3 protein-coding genes are annotated in these 1828 nt (G+C 30.5%); all 3 read left to right on the forward strand.

Annotated features, from left to right (window positions below; translation table 11 throughout):
• Positions 1-115: 115 nt before the first annotated feature.
• The 3 genes from ACT3CE_RS18810 to ACT3CE_RS18820 all read left to right on the forward strand — a co-directional run bounded on the left by ACT3CE_RS18810 (position 116) and on the right by ACT3CE_RS18820 (position 1706).
• Positions 116-268, forward strand: coding sequence for a hypothetical protein (locus ACT3CE_RS18810; RefSeq protein WP_444711302.1), 153 nt, complete (start codon positions 116-118; stop codon positions 266-268).
• Positions 269-276: 8 nt separating this feature from the next.
• A complete protein-coding gene (locus tag ACT3CE_RS18815; protein ID WP_444711303.1) occupies positions 277-438 on the forward strand; it encodes a hypothetical protein in 162 nt (53 codons plus the stop codon).
• Between the two features lie 65 nt (positions 439-503).
• The gene (locus ACT3CE_RS18820) at positions 504-1706 is read left to right on the forward strand and encodes an aspartyl protease family protein (RefSeq protein WP_444711304.1); all 1203 of its coding nucleotides are present in this window, start codon (positions 504-506) and stop codon (positions 1704-1706) included.
• Positions 1707-1828 lie beyond the last annotated feature (122 nt).

Genomic DNA, 1828 nt, shown 5'->3' on the forward strand with positions numbered 1-1828 from the left:
TTCTCAACCCGGAACGATTTAGGTAGCTGAGCTACTCTGATTAAGGGCAAAATTAGCTAAACGGGAAGAACTATACAAGTTTGTGTGGGGAAGGGCTATTTTAAAATTTATTGAAATGAAAAATTTTGAAAAATTGACGGGAGTTGAACTGGCTTCTATTCAGGGTGGTAGAATGGTAAATAAAATTGATTTAACTGGTGACGGAGAATGGGATATAAAAGAAATTATCAGAAATGATGGAACTATAGTTATTAAAACAAGGAAATAGATCATTATATGAAAAACTTATTAAAAGAAAAGATAACTAATTTAGAATTGGTTTCTGTCAGAGGAGGTCTAAGAGAAGTAGAAAAATTTGATCACGACGGAGATGGTCGATGGGATGAAAAAATAGTTAAAAAAGATGGTAGAGTTATCAAAAGAGTAAATAGAACCTAATATTAATTGTGAAAATAAGGATAAGTTAAATCTAATTAACTTATCCTTTTTAAACTTAATAGAGTATGAAATATTTTGTAGCTGTGATGTTTCTTTTTCTTAGCAGTATATTGTGCTGTGGTAATAATTATAAAAAAGTCCAATCTACATCCAAATTAAAAAATAAAGATTTTAATATCAATCTACCAGTAGAAATAAAAAATAATAAATACGTCTTACCTAATGTAAAGTTGAATGGAAGTAAAAAGGTTTATCGATTTTTACTCGATACTGGTGCACAAAGTAGTTGTATTTCGCAGGAGGTTTATGATGAGCTTGGTTTAATAACCTATTTTTCGGATAGCATTACCGATGGACTTTCAAAAATGAATGTAAACTTTTCTTTCTTGGATGTTTCGTTTAATGATTTATACTTTGAGAAAGTAGGAGTTTCTGTTCTTTCGAAAAGTAGTTTAAATCCAAGTGGGGATTGTAGCAATATAGATGGCATAATTGGATATAATTTAATGAGATCTTGCATTTGGAGTTTCGATTCTAAAGGTATCGTAATAAGCGATAAATTAAGTGGTCTTAAAAATATTGGTAAGAAACAAAAAGAGAAGATATCGAAAGGAGATAGCCCCTGTTTTGTTGGAGGCTTTGTTGAGGGTTTCAGGTCGACAATGTTATTCGATTTAGGTGATACTGGTACTTTCGAAGTTAAGAATAATTATCTAAAATATTTAAGGGAAAAAAAAATTACGAGAGGTAATGGAAGTCTCTATACTACAATTTTAGGTGATATTCAGGATACTACTACATGCAAAGTAGTACACGTTCCAGGTTTCAAATTTGAAACAGATACTCTTAGAAATGTTATTACTTATGTTGCACCAGATATAGGTAATGCCAATATTGCGTCTGTAGGTGCAGGAATATTAAACTATTTTAGATTAACATTTGATTTTCCAAAAAGACAGTTGTACGTACAGAAGAAAGACCAAGATTTTAACAAGTCTAAATTTTTCAACTTTGGGTTTAAGTATAAAATAAATGAGGATAAAGTCGTTGTACGATTTGTTTGGAATAATACAGAGGCTTCACAAAATAATATAAAACCAGATCAACAAATTTTGAGTATTAATAGTTTGAATCTTGCTGATATTAGTATGTGTGATAGGTGTGAATTGAAATTAAAGATTGAAAAGGAACTATTAGGAAACTGTATTAAAATTTCAGTTAAGGGTATTAAAAACGAAATAGTTTTAAATAAAAAAAGTTTATTCTGAAATTTTATTATTGTTTAGTTTGATTGTTCAGATTCTAGTTCCTCACGCTGCCGCACGAAACGAAGTTCGATGAAATCAATCCTTTCCCGTTCTCAACCCGGAACGATTTAGGTAGCTGAGCT

This window comes from Marinifilum sp. RC60d5, from assembly GCF_052400665.1.
In the GTDB taxonomy this organism is placed as follows: Bacteria; Bacteroidota; Bacteroidia; order Bacteroidales; family Marinifilaceae; genus JBQTGK01.

What these genes read in the sequence shown, in the direction of transcription:
- ACT3CE_RS18810 (WP_444711302.1), top strand. Translation starts at nt 116, where the DNA reads ATGAAAAATTTTGAAAAATTGACGGGAGTTGAACTGGCTTCTATTCAG.
- ACT3CE_RS18815 (WP_444711303.1), top strand. Translation starts at nt 277, where the DNA reads ATGAAAAACTTATTAAAAGAAAAGATAACTAATTTAGAATTGGTTTCT.
- ACT3CE_RS18820 (WP_444711304.1), top strand. Translation starts at nt 504, where the DNA reads ATGAAATATTTTGTAGCTGTGATGTTTCTTTTTCTTAGCAGTATATTG.